The sequence below is a fragment of the Pedobacter nototheniae genome (assembly GCF_032678625.1).
Taxonomy (GTDB): domain Bacteria; phylum Bacteroidota; class Bacteroidia; order Sphingobacteriales; family Sphingobacteriaceae; genus Pedobacter; species Pedobacter nototheniae_A.
This window is the reverse complement of sequence record NZ_JAVTSO010000001.1, coordinates 159003-181479: the sequence shown is the minus strand read 5'-3', so window position 1 is coordinate 181479 and position 22477 is coordinate 159003. Positions and strand designations below refer to the sequence as shown.

Sequence of the window (22477 nt, the reverse complement as noted above, 5' to 3'; positions counted from 1 at the left end):
AAGAGTACGGTTTTTGCTGTAAATTAACCGATCAGGTTAACGCTTATGGTACGGAAAATTTTTTACTCAACATTTTTGTTATTGCTAAATGTGATTTGCTTCGGGCAGCAGCCAGCAGAAATGGGCAAATTTGATAATGCTTATCTCGGAGAAGTAAAATCAGAGAATGCAGCACTTGGTGAAAGAATAAAAACTTTTCCGAAAGCTGTACAGGTCTTCAATCAAAAAGTAGCTCAATTAATCCGAAGTGGTAACTATAATGAAGCTTTAAATTTAACAATAGAAATAGATTCTTTATATCCCGATTTGGCAGATATTAAAAATTTTAAGGGGAAGTTATGGAGCAGGCAAAATAACCTGATTGAGGCTGTAATTGCTTTTAATGAGGCCATTAAACTCAATCCTGAAAATAAATGGTTTTATATTTACGCGGCTACGTCTTTGGCTCAACAAGGCAAGCACGAAATGGCAATTGAGAAAATAGATAAGCTTATCCTCAAATCTCCTGAATGGAGTATTGGTTATAATATTAAAGCGGCCATACTACATGACGCAGGGCGGCATCAGGAAGCTTTGCAGGCCTATAATAAAGCCATAAATGCTTCGCCAAAAAGTGCACAGATTTTAACAAACCGGGGTGATTTATATTTGTTCCTTAACCAAAAAGAATTGGCATTAAGCGATTACCAGGCGGCTTTAAAATTGCAACCAGACTATGAATGGGCAAAAACTAAACTCGATACAATAAAGTAAACATTAATTTTTTAATATTATTTGGAATTATTCTAAATAATAGGATATTTGTCTAAATCCCAATAAGATTTAGACGTAGCCTATGTGTAATACAACCATTCTTGTTCAAAAAGCAAACATTTCGATTACTGAATGCCGCAACTGTAAAGTACTTAACATATGGCGTGCAGGTGTACTTATGAATTTCTCTTTTGGTCAGTTCGATGCCTTTAATCAGGCTACGCAGAAACTCCGGTTCGATGATTACCTGGAAACTGCGCCCAATGGAAACGAAATTGTGATTCTATCTACTCCATTTCCAGATATTAGCCTGGTATTTACACGGGATGAATGGGAAATATTTTTTGCTGCAATACAGGAAGCGGTTTACATGCAGCAAATTTACAGTTTAGTACATGGCTAATTTAAAAGGATAATTATTTGGTTTATTCAAAGAGCGGAAAGTTTTCTTATCAGTTTCTTTAATACCTTTGCTTAATAACCTGCGCAAGGTTATGGTTATTCCTTTTATTCTTGATGAAACCGTATTTACAAATTTTCGATTTTTCGAAAAAGATAAACTATAAAACCGAAATTTTAGCAGGATTAACGGTAGCGATGACCATGATTCCCGAATCATTATCATTTGCAATATTGGCCGGTTTTCCACCACTAACAGGTTTATACGCTGCTTTTATAATGGGTTTGGTTACTGCTTTATTGGGCGGCAGGCCTGGAATGGTTTCAGGAGGTGCCGGCGCAACGGTAATTGTACTTATTGCGCTAATGAAAACACAGGGCATTGAATATGTTTTTGCTGCAGTGGCATTAGCAGGTGTTTTTCAAATCCTGGTTGGCCTATTTAAATTGGGTAAATTTATCAGGCTGGTGCCACAACCTGTTATGTTTGGCTTTGTAAATGGCTTAGCAGTTATAATATTTATGTCGCAATTAGAACAGTTTAAAACTGTTGTTAATGGTCAGGTAACCTGGATAAGCGGATCGTCCTTGTGGATTATGCTCGGTTTAGTCGCATTAACCATCTCCATTGTGCTGGTATTGCCTAAAATAACTAAGGCTATTCCAGCCTCTTTAGTCGCTATAATTGTTGTTTTTATTGTTGTTTTAAGTTTCGGAATAAATACCAAACTGGTTAAAGACATTGCCTCAGTAAGCGGTGGTTTTCCTGCCTTTCATATTCCTGGCATTCAGTTTAATTTCGAAACCCTAAAAATTATTTTCCCTTATGCCCTTATTATGGCAGGCGTAGGCTTAACGGAAGGATTGCTTACATTAAACCTGGTTGATGAAATGACCCAGACAAAAGGCAACGGGAACAGAGAGAGTATTGCACAGGGAACCGCAAATATTTTAAACGGCTTTTTTACGGGAATGGGCGGTTGCCCAATGATTGCACAAACACTGGTCAATTTATCTGCAGGTGCAAGAGCAAGGTTATCTGGAATCATTGCTTCATTAACCATTCTGCTCATTATATTGGTTGGCGCTCCAATAATAGACCGCGTGCCCATGGCCGCTCTGGTGGGTGTAATGGCTATGGTTGCCATTGGAACATTTGAATGGATGAGCTTTAGGGTAATTAATAAAATGCCCAGGCAAGATATTTTTGTAGGAGTTTTAGTTGCTTTAATTACCATTTGGCTTCACAACCTTGCTTTGGCCGTATTAATAGGTGTAATTCTTTCAGCATTGGTTTTTGCCTGGGAAAGTGCAAAAAGAATCAGGGCAAAAAAATATATTGACGAGAAAGGCGTAAAACATTACGAAATTTTTGGTCCTCTATTTTTTGGTTCTGTTGCGGCATTTAACGAAAAATTCGACCTTGCTGAAGATCCCGATACCGTAATTGTAGATTTTAAAGAAAGTAGAATCTTCGATATGTCTGGCATTGATGCACTGAACAAATTGACAGATCGTTATGCTAAAGTGAATAAAAAACTTCATCTAAAGCATTTAAGCGAAGATTGTAAACTTTTACTTAAAAATGCCGACGACATTATTGAAGTTAATATTCTTGAAGATCCTACTTACCGCATTTAAATTTACCGGAGCAATTTAAATGGTGTTATTAATCTGGTATTGACCAGATGTTTTACTGATTTTTCCTTTTTGTTTTTCGAAGTAATAGTCAATTCTACCCAAGTTAATGCCAGCAAAACCAACCTGGTTTATGGTGGTCGTTTTTCCGTCGAGGTTCTTAATGTCTTCCGGCTCATTCATAAAAGTATGCGTATGACCGCCAATAATTAAATCGATATTTTTAGTTGTTGAGGCCAGTACTTTATCCGAAGCCTTCTTATCCTTATAGCTATAACCCAAATGCGAAAGGCAAATCACCAAGTCACATTGCAGGTCGTTTTTTAATAATGAAGCCATTTCATTGGCTTTTTGGATAGGATCAAGGTAAACCGTATCACCATAGTTTTTCTTGTCTACAAGACCGGAAAGTTCAATGCCTACACCAAAAACGCCAATTTTTAACCCACCTTTTTTAAATATCTTATAAGGAAGGGTTGATTTATGCATTATTGTATTAGACAAATCATAATTGCTGATCAATATCGGAAAGTTTGCATTGGGTAATTGTTTATAAAAACCTTCAATACCATTATCAAAATCGTGGTTTCCGAGTGTTGCTGCATCATAGCCCATTTGGCTCATCATTTTTATTTCCAATTCGCCACCATACAAATTGAAATAGGGCGTCCCCTGAAAAATATCCCCTGCATCCAGTAGAAGGATATTGTCCTCTTCTTTCCTGATTTTTTTAATCAGGGCCGATCTTCGGGCCACGCCACCCAAACCCTGGTTTCTGGAACCATCCATCGGAAAAGGTTCTATACGGCTATGCACATCATTGGTGTGCAAAATGGTTAGTTTTTTTATTTCGCCTTGAGCAAAAACATCAAAAGGGTTGCCAACCAGCAAAGAAGCAGATAAAATTCCACTAACTTTAACAAAATTACGGCGGTTAATATTTTGTAATTCTTCCATCTAATTTAGTAGTTAGGTTTTTGCCCTCAGCAGTTTGTATTTTAATATAATTGAGCAAAGCGTCTCTCACTTTTAGGTTTAAAACCTTTTTTTCAATGGGCTGTGCCATTCCCCAGGTCCCATCGCCACCACCAGCAATATAATCTGATGTAAGTACATTATAGGTTTGGTTTACATCAAAAGGCTTTTCATGAATGTAAATTTCAGCAGCTTTTTTATCTTTAATGACCAACCTGATTCCGGCAACCGGCTGACCCCCAGATTTAGCTATAAAGTTGATGAGTTCAGCAACATCACTTCCTTTAAGTTTCAATACCCAAAGTTCATTCTCAAAAGGCATTAATTCAAAAATGTTAGATCGTGTTACATTTCCTTGCGGAATACTGTTTCTTAAACCACCATTTGTACTGGGCATTGCAAAATCAATGGCCGGATCAATCTTTTTTGCCTCTGCCAGGCAGGCATCAGCGAAGAAGTTTCCAAGCGTAGATTCCGCTTCCTTCCCTTTATAAAGCGAACTATCTGTACGGCCAATTACAGCATTCATCTCCGCCTCCATTTTTTGTTTGTAGGGCAAATAAAATTTAATGATGGAAGAATCAGCCTCTACAGTATTGTTAATAGAATATTGTTTCCTGTTGGCTTTAACCAGATCGAAATGCGACTGGCAGGATGATAAGAGCAACACCGAACAGGTCAGTATTATTTGCCAGGGGTAAAAGAACTTTTTAGTCATTTTATGAAATATGCAATAAAGATATGGCTTTACTTTTTGTCTTTTGTACTGTATCGAAATTGATAAAAGAAATTAAAAATCAAATTCAAGCTGATTATTTTCCTGTTTATCTTCTGCTATTTCTTCATAAAAGCGGGAGAGGGTTATGCCCAATAAACGTACTTCCGTACGCCCAATATCGGCTTCATCCAATAATTTAATGGCTTCATTGTAAATTTGTGGAGCATCATTAAACGAAGCATTAAAAGACCTGCTTCTTGTTATAATTTTAAAATCGGCAAATTTTATTTTCAGTGTTAATGTTTTTCCCTTAAGCTGATGTTTTTCCAGCCGTTTGTTTACAATTTCACTTATCTGGAGCAAAAGACCATGCATAACAGAAAGCTCATTGGTATCAGCTGAAAAGGTATCTTCGGCTCCTACCGATTTGGTTTCACGGTTTGGCCTAACCGGACGGTCATCAATACCACGAACAACCTTGTAATAAAACCGCCCTGACTTACCAAACTGCGCAATTAATTGCTGTTCAGATAGTTTCTTTAAGTCTGCTCCCGTATTAATTTGCATGGCCTTCATTTTAGCCGCAGTAACCTTGCCCACACCAAAAAATTTTTCTACGGGTAGTTTCTCCATAAAGCCTTTTACTTTAGAAGGGCCAATAAAGGTTAAGCCATCAGGTTTATTCATATCCGAAGCAATTTTAGCCACAAACTTATTAATGGATACCCCCGCAGAAGCGGTTAAATTGAGTTCGTTTTTGATTGCATCTTTAATAGATTTTGCAATATCAATGGCCGAGCCTATATTTAATTTATCTTCTGTAACATCTAAATAAGCTTCATCTAATGATAAGGGTTCGATTATATCGGTATAGCGACTAAATATTTCACGGATGCATTTAGAGGCTGTTGTGTAGGCATCAAACCTGGGGTATACAAAAATGGCCGTTGGGCACAACTGGTACGCTTTGCTGGCCGACATTGCCGATCGAATTCCATATTTCCTGGCTTCATAACTGGCTGTTGATACCACACCACGGCTGTCTGGCTTTCCACCAACAACCAATGGTTTACCCCGGTATTCAGGAAAATCACGCTGCTCTACAGATGCATAAAAGGCATCCATGTCAATGTGAATAATTTTTCTTAAAAGAGGTGAGCTTTCTTCAGACATTTTATTTACCGAACCAAAATACGTGCCCAATCTTAATAAAAATGGTTACACTTATTAAACAAAGATGCCCTATAAAATTGGTGATTTTATAAGGATTATTGAAATGGATTTTTTTTCTTTACAAAATATGGAAAGAACGATCAGGTTTTATAAAAATGCAAAAGGAGAGTGGTATGCCGATATTCCTGAATGGGCCGGAGATGTAGCAGAGTTGCAAATGGTAGAAGGTGCGGATGAATTATTGGAATGGATAGCCGCTGCAGCAAGCGAATGTAAGTTGCTGATGGCCGATAAGCATATAAATGATGCGGAAATTTTGAGCTTAGTATATACCAGAGCGCGTAATCTTGGTGGTGGTGGAGATTATATTTTAGAAAGTTTTAAAGGCGAATGGAAAAATCACAAGCTTTGGCTTTGCCAGGTAACTGAATTTGTATTTAAACAACTGCCTGAAACCATTTACTTTAAAGAGGTGTAAAATTTGATATTGGCCTGCTTTTAATTAAGAAGTAAATTTACTTTGTTTAAAAGTGAATCCATTTCAAAAGGTTTTTCCATAAAGTCATTGGCGCCTGCATCCAGTGCCGATTGCCTAATGTCGCGACTGGCCGAAATCATTAAAATTGGAATTTCTTTGTAGTCTGGATTGTTTTTAAGTGCTTTGCAAATATCGCGACCGTCGTGCCCAGACATCCAGATGTCGAGCATAATAAGATCTGGTTTTCCCTTAACCGCATCTATCACCGTTCCGCCATCGTAAGTAAATTCTACTTCATAACCCATCACCTCTAATATCATCGTTACCGCATCAACAATCCCCTCGTCATCATCAGCGATGAGTATTTTTTTATTTCCCATTGGTTTATTCGTACTATGTATTCTGCTTTGCCTATTGCAAAACCAAATATGATAATTTATTGTATAACTATTAATAATTTTTAATGTTTCCGTTTTAAAAAAAGAAACACATTAACTAAGTCTGTACAAAACCAGGTGTTTATAGTAGGCTCTAAGAATAATCAGCTTTAAGATATTTTGTAACGGTTGTTCGATAATGATCTGTTTTTGTATAGTATATAATGATAATAAAGGTTAGGGCAAAATTGTTTTATAATTTTGCAATTAAAAATCCGTTAACGTCATTTAGTATTTTTTAAGTTTATATTTACAGCATTATTTACATGTTAATTAGGTTTAATAGCCAAAATGGATAGCATTAATATTAAGAAATTAGCCCAGGCCTTAAAATTATCTACGTCTACAATTTCCAGAGCTTTTAGAGATAACAGCGATATAAGTTCGGCTACAAAGGAACGTATACTTGCTAAAGCTAAAGAATTAAACTACCAGCCTAACCATTACGCCAGCAATTTAAGAGAGCAGAAAAGTAAAACCATAGCGGTAATTGTGCCCGAACTGGCAAATAATTATTTTTCGCAGGCCATTCATGGCATCGAAAGAGTAGCGAGAGAAAATGGCTACCATATTTTAATTTATGTAACGGACGATGAGTATACAAAAGAAGTAAACTTTATCAGGCATTTGCATAACGGAAGGGCCGATGGCATTATCATGTCTGTTTCGGGAGAAGGCAATGATCATAATTATTTAAATAAGTTCGGTACAAAGAGATTACCTTTAGTGTTTTTCGATAGGATTTATGAAGATATTGAAACCTCAAGGGTAATTACTAACGATTACAACAGCAGCTATCTGGCAACCGAACATTTAATAGAACAGGGCTGTAAACGAATTGCTTACCTGGTGGTTAATAAAAGTTTATCCATTGGTAAAACACGTATGCAAGGTTATATAGACGCCCTTGAAAAACACAACATTCAATACGAGGAAAACCTGATTGTGGATTGCAGCAACAGTTATGAAGAAAACAGTATAACCATAAAACAAGCGTTAACACAATTAAAGCCTGATGGCGTGTTTACTTCCGTGGAGCGTTTGGCTTTCGCTACTTATTATGCCTGTTATGATTTAAATGTTTCTATCCCCAACGATTTAAAAGTAATCAGCTTTTCCAGTTTGGAGATCGCCCCACTACTCAATCCATCTTTAACTACTATTACCCAGCCCGCTACCGAGATAGGAGAACAGGCCGCAAACTTACTCTTTAAAATGCTTGATAATAACGGAGATAAAAACCTGCCTGAAGAGGTGGTTTTAGAGTCAAAAATCATCATCAGAAACTCAACTTTACCAGCCAAAAATTAGGCTGAAAAACGCATTTTTTTAAGCCTTAAATTTCGTAATTATTTTAGATGCTTAGTGTAAAATAAGCAGAATTACGCCGAGTTTTCGGGAACGTTCCCGAGAAAGAGGAGTGTTTTGTGTTAACAATTTCGGGAACGTTCCCGAAAAACAGCTAAAAAATAGCTTAGTGTAAAAAATACACTTAAAATTGAAATTTAACAATTTTAATGCGTTTATTTTCAGTTAGTTGAATATTTTAATTTTGTCTTTCTGAAAAAATAAATTTCAGATAATCAGTGATTTTTATGAAAATCAAAGCAACAATTTTTAGGTAAAAATATATTTTTTAAATAAATTTTGAAATCTCATTATGTGCTGTAAATTAGGCCTATGTGTAAATCACTATAATATTTAACCAAATTTTTATCATTAAAAGAGCTTCGAATATGAAAGTATTTTACCTGCTAAAACAGGGGCTTTTAGTGCTGTTAGTTTTTGCAGCATTAATCGTAAAAGCACAAACCGGATCAGTTTCTGGTAAGGTGCTTGATGAAACCGGCCAACCCTTACCTGGTGCTTCCATTTTAGTTAAAGGAACAACCAGAAGTACATCAACGGATGGAAACGGTAATTTTAAGTTAAGCGGATTAGCTGGCGGTTCAATTACGCTGTCGGCAAGTTTTATTGGCTACCAAACTTTAGATAAAGCTGTAACGGTTGGCGCAAATGCAACCCTAAGTTTTCAATTGGTGCCTGATGCACAGAAACTTAATGAAGTTGTTGTAATTGGTTATGGTACAGCCGAAAAGAAAAACTTAACGGGTTCTATTACAACCGTAAGTGCAAAAGATTTTCAGAAAGGTACCATTACCAACCCTGAACAGTTAATTCAGGGTAAAGTAGCGGGTGTTAACATCATTTCAGGTGGTGGTGCCCCAGGTTCAGGAAGCCAGATCCGTATTCGTGGCGGTGCATCTTTAAATGCAAGTAACGATCCGTTAATTGTAGTAGATGGTGTTCCATTCAGCGGAAATAGCATCGGTAATGCGCCAAGTCCTCTTTCATTGATTAACCCAAATGATATTGAAACTTTTACCGTATTAAAAGATGCAAATGCAACTGCAATTTATGGCTCCAGGGCATCAAATGGTGTAATTTTAATTACAACAAAGAAAGGATCTTCAGGTGCTCCAGTAATTACATTCAGTACTAATAATTCAATTGCGACAGTCGCAAAAAAGGTTGATGTGTTTTCTGCAGATCAAGTTCGTGCTTATGTAATGGCCAATGGAACAGCTGTACAGAAATCGCTATTGGGTACGGCCAATACAGATTGGCAGAATGAAATATATCAAAATGCATTTTCAACAGATAATAACCTGAGTATTGCCGGTTCTTTCAAAGGCGTGCCTTATCGCGTATCGGCGGGTTATTTAGATCAGGATGGTGTGGTTATTACCAGCAAACTTAAACGAGCAACAGCTGGTTTTACATTATCGCCACGTTTATTTAAAGATCATTTAAAAATTGATTTAAGCTTAAAAGGTACTTTGAGCAGGTCTCAATACCCAAATGATGCAGCCATTCAAAATGCAATTCAGTTTGATCCAACCCAACCTGTTTACGCAAATAACAAATTTGGAAACTATTTCGAGTGGCTATCCGGAACCGGTGACGCTATTGTTCCAAATCCAAATGCGCCGCGCAATCCGGTTGCATTAATCAGACAGCAGGATAACCACGGTAACGTTGAAAGAAGTTTCGGTAACGCCAGGTTCGATTATTCATTCCATTTCTTGCCGGAATTACACGCCAACTTAAATTTAGGTTACGATGTTTCTAAAGGTTATGGTTCTACCAGCGTACCCACATATGCTGCACAAAGTGCCGCAACCAGTGGATCGTATTCAAGTAGATTGAATGAAGGCTCTGATAAATTCTCTGAGTTTTACTTAAACTATGCCCACACGGTAGAAAGTATTAAAAGTAGATTTGATGTAACTGCCGGTTATGGTTATTACGATAACGCAACTACAAACTATAACTTTAATACTTATAAAGGCACAGGAGAAATTTTAACTACTCCAGTTTTTCCAAATTCAGTTGAGAGACAAAAACTGCTTTCTTATTATGGAAGGTTTGTTTATACACTTGCCGATAAATATATCTTATCAGGAACCATGCGTGCTGATGCATCTTCAAGGTTCTCTGAAGAAAACCGTTGGGGATATTTTCCATCCGCAGGTTTTACCTGGAGAATTATCGGAGAAAATTTCTTAAAAGATAGTAAAGTGGTATCTGATTTAAAATTGAGGTTGAGCTATGGTAAAACCGGTAATAAAGACGGTGAAACAATTGGTAATTACAACTACCTTGCCAGGTATTATGCCAATACCAATCAAGGTCAATACCAGATAGGGGATACTTTTTATAATTATTATAGTCCTGCTGGTTATGATCCAAACATGAAATGGGAAACCACAACAACCTACAATGCAGGTTTAGATTATGGTTTCTTAAATGGAAGATTATATGGTAGTTTGGATGTTTATTACAAAAAAACAAAAGACTTATTAAGTACCATTAATATTGCCGTTGGAACCAACTTTACCAACTTACTTACAACCAATGTAGGTAATATGGATGTTAGAGGTGCAGAAGCGAGCTTAAATTTTGTAGCCATTCAAAAAGAAAATATTACCTGGGATTTTGGTATAAATGCAGCCTACAACAAAAGGAAGATTACCAACTTAACCTTAAATCCTGATGCAGGTTCTAAAGTAAGTGCCGGAGATATAACTGGTGGTACAGGAAATACATTAAAATGGAACGCTGTTAACCAGGTGCCAAGTGCTTTCTTTGTTTACAAACAGGTATATAATCAAAACGGTGTACCTTTAGAAGGCGTTTACCAGGATTTAAACGGCGATGGCATTATTAATACTGATGATCAGTATTTCTACAAATCACCCGATCCAAACTTTACTTTCGGCTTTAATACTTCGTTTACTTATAAAAAATGGACTGCAAGCACTGTATTAAGAGCAAGTTTTGGTAATTATGTTTACGACAACGTTTCTTCAAACTTTGGTGTTAGGAATAATATCCTGAGTACTCAGGGTATTTTAAACAATGCTGCGGTAGATTTATACAATACTAATTTTTCTGGTAGTTCGGGTACACAGTATTTGAGCGATTACTACATTAGGAATGCATCTTTCTTAAAAATGGATAATGTTGGTTTAGCTTATAATGTTGGCAAGTTGTCTAAAACAGGCAATACAACAATGAGAATTTCAGCAAATGTTCAAAATGTATTTATCGTATCTAAATATAAAGGGTTAGATCCGGAATTGTCAACTGGTATCGACTATAACTTATACCCAAGACCAAGAACGTATACTTTAGGTTTAAATGTTGGTTTTTAATTTGAAAAAGAGATGAAAACAATCCATTATATCCCGTTTGGGAAATCCATTGGTTGTAATCGAATCTATTAAAGAAATATACTGAAATGAAAAAATCATTTAAAATAATATTGGCATCAGGTTTTTTGCTTTTATCCTTGAATTCCTGCAAAAAAGAAGACTTAAATTTAAAGCCAACCAATGATGTAACGGCTGATAACGTTTACGCTACGCCTGCAGGTTATAAAAATAGTTTAGTAAAATTATATGCAACTTATGCATTAACAAGTCCGCAGGGTGCAGATGGAAGTGATGTTGGAGGTTTAAACTCGGGTTTCGCTGATTTTTTAAGGCTATTCTGGATGTCTCAGGAATTGGTAACCGATGAGGCCATTTGTGCCTGGGGTGATGTAGGTATCCCGGAATTGAATACAAGTTTACCAAGTAACGATAATCAGTTTTTAAGAGGTTTATACTCAAGAAGCTTATTACAGATTACTTTTTGTAATGAATTTTTAAGAGAAAGTACCCCCGATAAACTGGCCAGTCGTAACATTACAGGCGCTGACGCAGCCAATGTAACAAAATACCGCGCAGAGGCCCGTTTTCTCCGCGCTTTTCAATACTGGGTATTGTTAGATGCATTCGGTAATCCACCTTTTGTAACAGAAGACGATAATATTGGTAAAGTTGCTCCAAAACAAATTCAGAGGGCAGCACTATTTGCTTATGTAGAATCTGAACTAAAAGCAATTGAAGGCGATTTGGCAGATGCACGTACAAACGAATACGGCCGTGCGGATAAAGCTGCAGATTGGGCTTTGTTAGCCAGATTATATCTAAATGCACAAGTGTATACGGGTACTGCAAAAAATACAGAAGCCATTACTTATTCGAGTAAAGTAATTGCCGCAAATTATAAACTGAAATCAAATTACATGAATTTGTTCAGGGCAGATAACAACATCGGTAACACCGAGAATATTTTAACCATTAATTACGATGGTGTAAATGGCACCAATAATGGCGGTACAACCTACCTTATTAATGCTGCTATTAACGCAGATATGCTTCCTGCAACTTATGGCGTTCCAAATGGTGGATGGGGTGGTAACAGAACACGTGCAAACCTGCCTGCCTTATTTCCTGATGCTACCGGAACATTAGATAAACGTGGTACTTTCTTCGGAACGAAGAACACAATTGATGATGTGGGTACTTTTACAGATGGTTTACGTGTTACTAAGTTTAAAAACATTACCTCAACAGATGTTACACCTCAATCTTTAAACGGAATTTACAGTTCTCTTGATTTTGCTTTATTCCGTTTAGCAGAGCAATATTTGATTTATGGAGAAGCAGTTGCACGTGGTGGATCTGGAGGTACAGCTGCTCAGGCCTTAACTTATGTAAATGAATTGCGCCAAAGGGCTTATGGCAATACAAGTGGCAATGTTAATGCCGCTGCATTAACAACTGATTTTTACTTAGATGAACGTGGCCGCGAATTATACTGGGAAGGTCATCGTCGTACTGATTTAATCCGTTTTGGAAAATATGCAGGTGCAACCTATTTATGGCAATACAAAGGTGGCGTTAAAGCAGGGGCATCAATCCCGGCATATCGTACACTTTATGCTATCCCAACGGCAGATCTGATTGCCAACCCGAATTTAGTTCAAAATACAGGCTATTAATCTTAATATTTTATAAGATAGAATATGAAATCAAAATTATTTAAATCCCTAACGGTAGGCTTAATTGCCTTATCGCTATGGTCATGCAAAAAGGATGAAACCCAAACGGTTTCTAACGTTGCACCGGCTGGCACGCTTACCTCGTCAGCTACAACGGTGAGTTTGACACAGCCTGGTGGCGCAAATACTGCGCTTACCCTAACATTTCCTTTGGCAACTTCAACAGGTTATGTAGTTCCGGTTACTTCCACGCTGCAATTCGGCCTTAAAGGTAAAAACTTTGCCTCAGCAAGTGAGGTGGTTGTAAACAAAACCACTTATGCACCAACGGTGAGTGAATTGAACAGTATCATTCTGGCTGTTGGTGGAGAGGTAGGTAAAGCAGCCCAATTAGAAGTGCGTTTAAAATCGGGTGCAGCAGCAAACGATGCCACTTACTCTAACGTGATAACCATTGCAGCTACACCTTATCTGGCATCTGCCTGGATCTATGTTCCTGGTGCTTATCAAGGATGGGATCCGGGAACGGCTGATAGTTTGGTTTCTTTATCAAGTAATGGCATATACACAGGTATGATTGCATTTACCGATGGAAATTTGATATTCAAGGTAACACCAGCTAAAACATGGACAATTGCTTATGGCGATGCCGGTTCTGGTAACATAAGCCCTACAGCAGGCGATAACATTACTTCACCTAAAGCAGTGGTTCAGCAAGTTACAGTTAATCTAAAAACCAATACCATTGCTTTTTCTACGCCAAAAGAATGGTCTATTATTGGTGATGCCACCCTAGGTGGATGGGACACCGATACGGATATGAAAGTAACCAATGATGGAAAATCGAATTTCTATACCATTAAAACCACATTAACTGCAGGTGCTTTCAAATTTAGGTTTGCGCATGACTGGGGTACAAATTTAGGTGGAAGTATTGGAGCATTAACCGATAACGGTGCTAATATTTCAGTTACAACTGCCGGAAATTATACCATTACTTTAGATGTAGCGGCAAAAAAAGCCACTATGGTTAAAAATTAATCATTAATTAATACATGCCCTGCAAAGCGTATTGCTTTGTGGGGTTTTTTAACATTCTTTTTAGTTTTAGCATGATCAGATTCCATACTTTCTTTCCCTTCCCTTCTTCAGGACTAAAAAAAATACTCATCTTACTGATTGTAGTATTTACCGGCACAAACCTTTTTGCTCAAAAATTAGAACGCATTGAGCCAATGTTCTGGTTTACGGGAATGCACAATCCAAAATTGCAATTGCTGGTACATGGCGATCATATTTCGACAAGTGCAGTAGCCTTAAATTACGCTGGTGTAAAACTGGTTAAGGTTAACCAGGTAGAAAATCCAAATTATCTTTTTTTAGATCTGGAAATATCTCCATCAGCCAAAGCGGGAAAATTCCCCATCAGTTTTTCTTTAAACGGGAAAAAACAAACCTATACTTACGAGCTAAAAAATCGTGACCAAAGTAAAGGGCGCATACAAGGCGTTTCCAATAAAGATTTTATTTACCTGTTAATGCCCGACCGATTTTCTAACGGCGATAAAAATAACGATGTTGTTAAGGGCTTAACAGAAACAGCCTTAAACCGCGATAGTATGTACTACCGCCACGGGGGCGATATTCAGGGGGTTATGAACCACCTTGATTATTTAAAAGATTTGGGTGTAACCACAGTTTGGATGACACCAGAGATTGAAAATGATATGCCTCATGCATCGTATCATGGTTATGCGGTAACCGATCACTATAAAATTGATCCCCGTTATGGCACTAACGAACTTTATAAACAATACGTAGAAGCCTGCCATGCAAAAGGCTTAAAAGTAATTAAAGATATAGTGCACAACCACATTGGCACCGGACATTGGTTTTATAAGGATTTGCCAATGAAAAATTGGTTAAACCAATGGCCAAAATATACACAAACCAGTTATCGCGATCAACCGGTAATGGACCCTCACGCCTCTGCAACTGATAAAAAACAAATGCTTGACGGATGGTTCGTTCCATCAATGCCTGATTTAAACCAAACCAACCCCTACGTTCAAAATTATTTAACCCAAAACCACATCTGGTGGATTGAATATGCCGGAATAGACGGATTGCGTTTAGATACTTATCCTTATAACGATGCTGCATACATGGCAGATTGGGCAATAAAAATCCATGCCGAGTTTCCAGATTTAACCGTATTTGGCGAAACTTTAGTTTCATCTGTAGCAAGCCAGGCATTTTTTACAGGTGGCAATACGGTTAACAGAGGATTTGATACACACCTGCAAGGGATAACAGATGCGGTTTTAAAAGATGCAGTATACGAAGGCTTAAATGGAAAATCGGGGTGGACAGACGGTATAAATCGCTTATATGCAACACTTGCACAAGATTTTCTTTACAAAAACCCAAACACAAACTGTATCTTTTTAGATAACCACGATATGAGTCGATTTTACTCTATGGTAAATGAAGATTTTGATAAATATAAAGCAGGAATGGCAATTCTGTTAACCATGCGCGGGATTCCACAAATGTATTATGGAACAGAAATTTTAATGAAAAACTTTTCAAACCCCGATGGTTTAATCCGTTCTGATTTTCCAGGTGGCTGGAATGGCGATAAGCAAAATAAGTTCACTGCCGAAGGTAGAACAAATAAGGAGAATGAAGCGTTTACATTTGTGAAAACCTTGGCTAATTTCCGTAAAGGAAGTGCAGCTTTACAAACGGGTAAATTAATGCAATACGTTCCGCAGGATGATGTTTATGTTTATTTCCGCTATAACGAAAATGCAAAAGGAACCGTTATGGTTGTGGTAAACAGTACCGGGAAAGATAAAGATCTTGCAACGGAGCGGTTTTCTGAAAGAATTAACGGACTTACAACAGCAAAAAATATAATTACAGGCGAAAGTATAAGCCTGAAAGACATTAAAGTGCCAGCTAAAACAGCCTTAGTATTAGAATTGAAGTAGAAAAATAAAGGTTGAGGTACTAAAAACAAGAACAAAGATGCAAGATAATAATCCTACAAAACCTTCTATAAAAGCCTGTCTGTTTGATTTAGACGGCGTATTGGTTGATACCGCAGTTTACCATTATAAAGCCTGGAAACGTTTGGCCAATACCATGGGTTTTGATTTTACCGAAGAGCAAAACGAACAGTTAAAAGGAGTAAGCCGTGTAGAGAGCCTGAATAAAATATTAGCCTGGGGCAATGTGAGCAAAACAGATGCTGAAAAAGATGCACTGGCTACTTTAAAAAACACATGGTATGTTGATATGATTACTAAAATGACTCCTGCCGAGGTATTGCCAGGTACAGTTAATTTTTTAACAGAAATTCATGCTGCGGGATACAAATCTGCATTGGGATCTGCCAGTAAAAACTCAGGTATTATTTTAGAAAAAACCAATCTGGCTCATTTCTTTGATGAAATTGTTGATGGAAATATGGTAAGTAAATCAAAACCCGATCCTGAAGTTTTTTTAAAAGGTGCTTCTCTTTTAGGTTTTAAGCCAGAAGAATGCGTTGTTTTTGAAGATGCGGTTGCAGGTGTTGAAGCAGCTAAAAATGGTGGAATGAAAGCCATTGGAATTGGTGAAAAAAGCGTGCTTACCCAGGCAGATGTGGTTGTAAGCGGATTAGATAAATTATCAGTTAAAGATTTAGAGGCATTATAAAACTTTGCTGGGCATTGCAAGACACAAAAGCAATCTTAAAGCAAAGAAAATTCAAATCAATTACAGGAACTAACGCTCTGAGAAGAGATTATACCTCGTAATGACGAAAGCATAAGAAAATGAAAAATTACATTAAGGCACACGAGTGGAATATTATAGAAGAAGGTTTTGATCCTCATTTAAATAAAATATCAGAGAGCATTTTTAGTTTGGGTAATGGCCGTATGGGACAGCGTGCAAACTTTGAAGAAACTTATTCGGGCGAAACCTTACCCGGAAATTATGTAGCCGGTGTTTATTATCCGGATAAAACCCGTGTGGGCTGGTGGAAAAACGGATATCCTGAATACTTTGCCAAAGTTTTAAATGCCGCTAATTGGATTGGTATAGAAGTTAAAATTGATGGTGAAATTTTAGATTTGGCCACTGCAGAGGTAAGCGATTTTAAACGTGTGCTGAATATGCACGCAGGTTATCTGGAGCGTAGCTTTACCGCTAAATTAAAAAGTGGAAAAACCATAAAAATAAAATCCACGCGTTTTTGTAGCATCGCAAATGATGAAGTAGGTGCAATTCGCTATAGTATTACTGCTGTAGATTTTGATGGAAAATTAACCTTAACACCATTTATTGATGGAGATGTTAAAAACCAGGACAGCAACTATGATGAGAAATTCTGGGAAGCCGTAACCGATGAAATTTCTGGTAACGAGGCTTATTTAACTTTACGTACTAAAAAAACAGCATTCGAAGTTTGTACCGGAAGTAGCATCCGGTTATTTAAAAACGAGAAAGAAGTTAAATTTGACGCGGAAGAAATCCGTAAGGAAAAATTTGTTGGACAAACACTTTCTGTTGAGGTAAAAGCAAACGAAGAAATTACTTTATATAAAATTGCGGCAAATCTATCTTCAGAAAACCATCCCAAAGCGACTCTTTTAGCCAATTGCAAATCGGTTATTAAAAATGCGGCATCAAAAGGATTTGATACTTTATTAAAAGAACAAACGGAGGCCTGGGAAACAAAGTGGCAGGAAAGCGACATTATTATTGAAGGTGATGTAGCTGCACAACAAGCCATCCGTTTTAATATTTTTCAATTGTTTCAAACCTATACCGGTAAGGATGATCGTTTAAATATTGGCCCGAAAGGTTTTACCGGTGAGAAATACGGAGGTTCTACCTATTGGGATACAGAGGCCTATTGCGTACCTTTTTACCTGGCAACGGCCCCACAGGAGGTAAGTAAAAATTTATTGATTTATCGCCATAAGCAATTAGGAAAGGCCATAGAAAATGCCGAAAAACTTGGTTTTAATAAAGGTGCAGCCCTATATCCAATGGTAACTATGAATGGTGAAGAATGCCACAACGAATGGGAAATTACTTTTGAAGAAATTCACCGTAATGGTGCCATTGCTTTTGCTATTTTTAACTATATCCGTTATACAGGCGATCAGCGTTATTTATTTGATTACGGCCTGGAGGTCTTAATCGGCATTGCCCGTTTCTGGAAACAACGTGTAAACTGGAGTAGCGATAAACAACAGTATGTAATGCTTGGGGTAACAGGTCCGAACGAATACGAAAACAATGTAAATAACAACTGGTATACTAATACATTGGCAAGCTGGTGTTTAAAATACGCGAAACAATCGGCTGAGGTGGTTAAAAGCCAGCAGCCGGAAAAATACAATAAGCTGGTTAAAGCTTTAAATTTTGATGAAGCAGAATTTGCAGACTGGGCTGATATTGTAGAAAAAATGTATTATCCGGTTGATGAAAAGCAGGGGGTTTTCTTACAACAGGATGGTTATTTAGATAAGGAGCAAATTTTAGTTAAAGATTTGCCGGCGAGCGAAAGACCGATTAATCAGAAATGGAGCTGGGACCGCATTTTACGTTCATGTTTTATTAAACAGGCTGATGTTTTACAAGGATTATATTTCTTTGAAGAAGATTATGACCTGGATACTTTAAAACGCAACTTCGATTTTTACGAACCACGTACCGTTCACGAAAGTTCATTATCACCTTGTGTACATAGCATTTTAGCTGCAAAATTAAATGACGAAGCAAGAGCATACGAATTTTACCTTCGTACAGCGCGTTTAGATCTCGACGACTACAACAACGATACGGAAGATGGTTTGCACATTACCTCAATGGCCGGAACGTGGATGAGTGTAATTGAAGGTTTTGCAGGCATGCGGGTACGTAATGATAAGTTACAGTTTAACCCTTTCTTGCCCGAAAAATGGAAATCGTTTTCGTTTACCATTGGATTTAGAGGCACAACCTTAAAAGTCCAAATCACTGAAAATGGAATCAATATTAAGAATAGCGGAGATATTGATCTTGAAATCGGCATCAGAAACCAAAATTATAAGTTAGGTGGTAATGCCGAAATTGAAGTAGATAATGCGGAGTTGGTATGATTGTAGAAGTAAAACGTAATGTAGAAAATGTTGCTTTATCAAAGAATCGTCGTTGCAGGGAAAAACAGCGAAGCCATCTTAAGGCGGTAGCCTATGTAACGTCAATTTTAATTTTATTCACCTCACTTCCATCTTTCGCACAAAAAAACGATACAAAAATGAACGAGAAGCAAATCGTGGTTTATCAATTGCTGCCCCGGTTATTTGGGAATAAACAAACAACAAATACACCATATGGTACTATTGAGCAAAACGGAAGCGGTAAGTTTAACGATATAACCGATAAAGCGCTTGATGGAATAAAGGAATTACACGCAAATTACGTGTGGTATACCGGCGCCCTGGCACATGCAAGCTTAACAGATTATTCGGCTTTTGGAATTAAGGTTGATGATGCGGATGTAGTGAAAGGCCGTGCAGGTTCGCCATACGCCATACGCGATTATTATGATGTTGATCCGGATCTGGCCGTTGATGTTAAAAATCGCATGCAGGAATTTGAATCGTTATTAAAAAGAACACATGCAAAGGATTTAAGAGTAATTATAGATTTTATTCCTAACCATGTAGCCAGAAGTTATCATTCTTATGCCAAACCCGCCGGCACAAACGATTTTGGTGCGCAAGACGATGTGACAAAAGCATTCGGCATACAAAACGATTTTTATTACATTCCAGGACAGCCGTTTGTTGTTCCGGCTGGTGCCCCTAAACAAACACCAATTTCTGCTTTACAAGATGGTAAGTTTGCTGAAAATCCGGCAAAAGCAACAGGTAATAATGTATTTGCTGCCCAGCCTAAATACGATGACTGGTACGAAACCATTAAGTTAAATTATGGTGTTGATTATCAGTCCGAAGCCCAGCAACATTTCGATCCAATTCCGCCGGTTTGGATTAAAATGAAAGATATTCTGAGTTTTTGGACAAAGAAAGGCGTTGATGGCTTTAGGTGTGATATGGCAGAAATGGTTCCGATCGCTTTTTGGAACTGGGTAATTCCACAGGTAAAAGCCATAAATCCAAATCTGATTTTTATTGGAGAAGCCTACAATCCCCAGGTTTACGAACAATACCTAAACGAAGGTAAATTCGATTACCTATATGATAAAGTTGGGCTTTATGATGGATTAAAAAGATTAATCAGGAACGAACCAACCGCAGATGTAAAAGATATTAAACACGTTTGGCAGGTAGAAAGCGCTGGTTTTGGCGATCGTATGTTGCGCTTTTTAGAAAACCACGACGAAGAACGTATTGCATCAGCAGGTTTTGCAGGAAAAGCCGAACTGGCTTTACCTGCAATGGTAGTTTCGGCTACTTTGGGTAAAGGTCCGGTTATGCTTTATTTTGGACAGGAAGTTGGCGAACCGGGAAAAGGTGCGGAAGGTTTTGGTGGCGATGATAACCGGACAACAATATTTGATTATTGGGGTGTGCCTGCGCACCAGCAGTGGATGAACAATGGTAAGTTTGATGGCAAAAAACTAAGCAGCGATCAGCAAAAGTTAAGAAGTTATTATCAGCAATTGCTTAAAATAAGCACCGCCAGCGATGCGGTGCGCCATGGTGATATTTATGAAATTGCGCAAACGGGAAATATGAATAACCGCATGTATGCATTTATCCGGTATTCTGGTCAGCAACGTTTATTGGTTGTAGCCAACTTTGACCGCAACCAGACATTGGAGGCCAACATCGAAATTCCGGATGAAATTTTAAAAGTAAAATCGTCATCCCGGGTAACTGATTTATTAACAGGGATTAAATTAAATATCCCTGCCGGAACAAGTATACCTGTAAAACTTGCACCAGTTTCTGCACAGGTAATAGAATTTTAAAACGATTAATCGCAAGAAAACCTACTGTTGCTGTACAGGGCATAAAACCAGGAATGGCACTGCGATAAAAAACAAACCAATACAATGAGTTTAAAAACAATATTCGAAAACCCGAAATTAACACTGGTACAAATCATCAATATGAGTGTTGGTTTTTTCGGGATACAGTTTGGCTGGGATTTACAACGGGCCAATATGGGGCGGATTTATGAAAATCTGGGTGCCAATCCCGATCAGGTTCCTTTATTGTTTTTAGCTGCGCCATTAACAGGCCTTTTAGTACAACCCGTTATCGGTTATTTGAGCGATCGTACCTGGCATCCAAAATGGGGCAGAAGAAGACCTTATTTTTTGGTTGGTGCAATTGTAAGCAGTATTGCTTTAATATTTATGCCACACAGCAGTGTATTATGGATGGCGGCAGGTTTGCTTTGGATTCTGGATGTTTTTGGAAATATTGCAATGGAACCATTCAGGGCATTTGTTACGGATAAGCTTCCCGATAGCCAGGTAAACCGTGGTTTTATCATGCAAAGTATGATGATTGGTTTAGGGGGTAGTGTTGCATCGGCACTCCCGTGGATTATGAATAATGTTTTCCATTTAACCAATACCGCAGCGCAGGGCAGTATACCAGAAAATGTAAAGTTTTCATTCTACATCGGCGCATTTTTCTTCCTGGCTGCCGTATTATGGACAGTTTTTACAACAAAAGAATATCCGCCGCAAGATGTTGATTTTAAAGAAAAAGTATTGGCCAGCAATAAGGGCTTTGGCGGTGGTGTAAGAGAAATATTTGGTGCTTTAAGGAATATGCCTAAAAGAATGCAGATCGTTTCATTGGTTCAGTTTTTTACCTGGCCGGGCCTATTTCTAATGTGGTTTTATTATACAACTGCAGTTGCTGTAAATGTATTTGGCGGTAAAGATGCAAGTGATCCTGTTTACGCACACGGGGCCGATTTCGGGAGTTTAACCTTAGCTTATTATAGTGTAATTACATTCTTGTTTGCTTTGGTATTACCAAAAATTGCGGATGCATTAGGGCGCAAAACCACTCATGCCCTTTGTTTAATTTGTGGTGCTGTAGGCTTAATAAGTGTAGCCTGGGTACACGATAAAAATATGCTGTATTTGTGCATGACGGGCGTTGGGATAGCTTGGGCCAGCATTCTTTCTATGCCTTATGCCATGTTAAGCGGATCATTACCTAAAGATAAAATTGGAATATACATGGGCATTTTCAATTTCTTCATTGTATTGCCCGAGATTATTGCCTCCCTTGGTTTTGGCTGGTTAATGCGTAATGTTTTAAATAACGACAGGCTGTTAGCGGTGCAAATTGGTGGGGGATTAATGATCCTAGCCGCTTTAATCTGCTACATTTTTATTCGTGAGCCTAAAAAAACAGATGAAGTTTTAGCTTCGAAACTGGGCGTAGAAGAAAACAGATCGGTATAAAAAGAACCATAATGGATAAGGAACGGCGAAAGTAATATTTCTCGCTTCAATTTGTGCTATCACTTAA

The 22477-nt window shown here is 37.8% G+C and carries 17 protein-coding genes; 13 read left to right on the top strand and 4 right to left on the bottom strand.

Features of this window, described 5'->3' with window-relative positions:
* Positions 1-45 precede the first annotated feature (45 nt).
* From R2Q77_RS00850 to R2Q77_RS00840, 3 genes are all read left to right on the top strand, one after another.
* On the top strand, positions 46-753 hold the full coding sequence (locus R2Q77_RS00850; RefSeq protein ID WP_316801818.1) for a tetratricopeptide repeat protein: 708 nt from the start codon (positions 46-48) through the stop codon (positions 751-753).
* Between the two features lie 82 nt (positions 754-835).
* Positions 836-1156 carry a hypothetical protein gene (locus R2Q77_RS00845; protein ID WP_316801817.1) on the top strand — a complete coding sequence of 107 codons (321 nt, stop codon included), beginning with the start codon at positions 836-838 and terminating at the stop codon, positions 1154-1156.
* A gap of 113 nt (positions 1157-1269) precedes the next feature.
* Positions 1270-2793: a SulP family inorganic anion transporter gene (locus tag R2Q77_RS00840; protein WP_316801816.1), complete on the top strand. Its 1524-nt coding sequence runs from the start codon at positions 1270-1272 to the stop codon at positions 2791-2793.
* A 15-nt stretch (positions 2794-2808) separates the two neighbouring features.
* Here R2Q77_RS00840 and R2Q77_RS00835 read toward each other — a convergent pair whose 3' ends face one another.
* From R2Q77_RS00835 to dinB, 3 genes are all read right to left on the bottom strand, one after another.
* The gene (locus R2Q77_RS00835) at positions 2809-3747 is read right to left on the bottom strand and encodes a metallophosphatase (RefSeq protein WP_316801815.1); all 939 of its coding nucleotides are present in this window, start codon (positions 3745-3747) and stop codon (positions 2809-2811) included.
* Positions 3725-4483: a 5'-nucleotidase C-terminal domain-containing protein gene (locus R2Q77_RS00830; RefSeq protein ID WP_316801814.1), complete on the bottom strand. Its 759-nt coding sequence runs from the start codon at positions 4481-4483 to the stop codon at positions 3725-3727. The genes R2Q77_RS00835 and R2Q77_RS00830 overlap by 23 nt, the downstream gene beginning before the upstream one ends.
* A 72-nt stretch (positions 4484-4555) precedes the next feature.
* Entirely contained in the window at positions 4556-5656 is a 1101-nt protein-coding gene (dinB, locus tag R2Q77_RS00825; RefSeq protein ID WP_316801813.1) for a DNA polymerase IV, read from the bottom strand.
* Positions 5657-5783: 127 nt separating this feature from the next.
* On the opposite strand from dinB, the gene R2Q77_RS00820 reads away from it, so the two are divergent.
* Positions 5784-6134: a DUF6717 family protein gene (locus R2Q77_RS00820; protein ID WP_316801812.1), complete on the top strand. Its 351-nt coding sequence runs from the start codon at positions 5784-5786 to the stop codon at positions 6132-6134.
* A 20-nt stretch (positions 6135-6154) separates the two neighbouring features.
* Here R2Q77_RS00820 and R2Q77_RS00815 read toward each other — a convergent pair whose 3' ends face one another.
* On the bottom strand, positions 6155-6514 hold the full coding sequence (locus R2Q77_RS00815) for a PleD family two-component system response regulator (RefSeq protein ID WP_316801811.1): 360 nt from the start codon (positions 6512-6514) through the stop codon (positions 6155-6157).
* 348 nt (positions 6515-6862) lie between these two features.
* Between R2Q77_RS00815 and R2Q77_RS00810 the strand changes: the two genes are divergently transcribed.
* The 9 genes from R2Q77_RS00810 (at position 6863) to R2Q77_RS00770 (ending at position 22410) form a co-directional block, all read left to right on the top strand.
* Complete coding sequence (locus tag R2Q77_RS00810; protein ID WP_316801810.1) at positions 6863-7882, top strand: LacI family DNA-binding transcriptional regulator; 1020 nt, start codon at positions 6863-6865, stop codon at positions 7880-7882.
* Positions 7883-8307: 425 nt separating this feature from the next.
* A complete protein-coding gene (locus tag R2Q77_RS00805) occupies positions 8308-11289 on the top strand; it encodes a SusC/RagA family TonB-linked outer membrane protein (protein WP_316801809.1) in 2982 nt (993 codons plus the stop codon).
* A gap of 86 nt (positions 11290-11375) precedes the next feature.
* Positions 11376-12965 carry a RagB/SusD family nutrient uptake outer membrane protein gene (locus R2Q77_RS00800; protein ID WP_316801808.1) on the top strand — a complete coding sequence of 530 codons (1590 nt, stop codon included), beginning with the start codon at positions 11376-11378 and terminating at the stop codon, positions 12963-12965.
* Between the two features lie 24 nt (positions 12966-12989).
* Entirely contained in the window at positions 12990-14006 is a 1017-nt protein-coding gene (locus R2Q77_RS00795; RefSeq protein WP_316801807.1) for a SusE domain-containing protein, read from the top strand.
* A 71-nt stretch (positions 14007-14077) separates the two neighbouring features.
* On the top strand, positions 14078-15961 hold the full coding sequence (locus R2Q77_RS00790) for a glycoside hydrolase family 13 protein (RefSeq protein ID WP_316801806.1): 1884 nt from the start codon (positions 14078-14080) through the stop codon (positions 15959-15961).
* A gap of 37 nt (positions 15962-15998) precedes the next feature.
* Entirely contained in the window at positions 15999-16670 is a 672-nt protein-coding gene (gene pgmB, locus R2Q77_RS00785) for a beta-phosphoglucomutase (protein ID WP_316801805.1), read from the top strand.
* 119 nt (positions 16671-16789) lie between these two features.
* Positions 16790-19108, top strand: a complete 2319-nt coding sequence (locus R2Q77_RS00780; RefSeq protein ID WP_316801804.1) for a glycoside hydrolase family 65 protein — start codon at positions 16790-16792, stop codon at positions 19106-19108.
* Entirely contained in the window at positions 19105-20949 is a 1845-nt protein-coding gene (locus R2Q77_RS00775) for an alpha-amylase family protein (RefSeq protein WP_316801803.1), read from the top strand. Before R2Q77_RS00780 ends, R2Q77_RS00775 begins: the two co-directional genes overlap by 4 nt.
* An 84-nt stretch (positions 20950-21033) precedes the next feature.
* Positions 21034-22410 (top strand): MFS transporter, encoded by a 1377-nt coding sequence (locus tag R2Q77_RS00770; RefSeq protein ID WP_316801802.1) that lies wholly within the window; start codon positions 21034-21036, stop codon positions 22408-22410.
* Positions 22411-22477: the final 67 nt, after the last annotated feature.